General features: G+C 64.7%; 1 protein-coding gene. It reads right to left on the reverse strand.

The window, feature by feature from the left end:
• Positions 1-46: 46 nt before the first annotated feature.
• A partial coding sequence (locus N801_RS22165; protein ID WP_035940959.1) for a family 2A encapsulin nanocompartment shell protein occupies positions 47-767 on the reverse strand: 721 nt, incomplete at its 5' end.

A 767-nucleotide genomic window follows, 5' to 3' on the forward strand; every position in this document is an offset into this window, starting at 1 on the left:
AGGGCGGCGAAGCTTGGAGAGGAATCGGCGACAGCCATCGTGCGGCCTATTTGTAGGTGTCGGGATAGTCGTGGTACTTGCCGATCTCGACATCGTCGAGCACCGCCAGCGCGTCGTCGGCCAGCAGCGCCAGCGAGCAGTACAGCGAGATCAGGTAGGACGCGATGGCATGGTTGTTGATGCCCATGAAGCGCACCGACAGGCCCGGGCTCTGTTCGCCCGGCAGGCCCGGCTGGTACAGGCCGACCACGCCCTGGCGCTTGTCGCCCACGCGCAGCAGCAGGATCTTGGTCTTGCCATCGGCCACCGGCACCTTGTTGGACGGAATCAGGGGAATGCCGCGCCAGGTGATGAACTGCGAGCCGAACAGGCTTACCGTCGGCGGCGGCGTGCCGCGCCGCGTGGCTTCGCGGCCGAAGGCGGCGATGGCCAGCGGATGCGTCAGGAAGAAGGCCGGCTCCTTCCAGACCTTGGTCAGCAGCTCATCCAGGTCGTCGGGCGTGGGCGCGCCGGTCAGCGGGAAAATGCGCTGCTCTTCCGTCACCTGCGACAGCAGGCCGTAATCGGGGTTGTTGATGAGTTCGCTTTCCTGGTTTTCCTTGATGGTCTCGATGGTCAGGCGCAGCTGTTCCTTGATCTGGTCGTGCGGACTGCTGTAGAGGTCGGAGATGCGGGTGTGCACGTCCAGCACGGTGCTGACGGCGTTCAGGAAATACTCGCGCGGCTGCTCCTCGTACTCGACGAAGGTGCGCGGCAACTGGTTCTCG

Source organism: Knoellia aerolata DSM 18566 (assembly GCF_000768695.1).
Classification (GTDB): Bacteria; Actinomycetota; Actinomycetes; order Actinomycetales; family Dermatophilaceae; genus Knoellia; species Knoellia aerolata.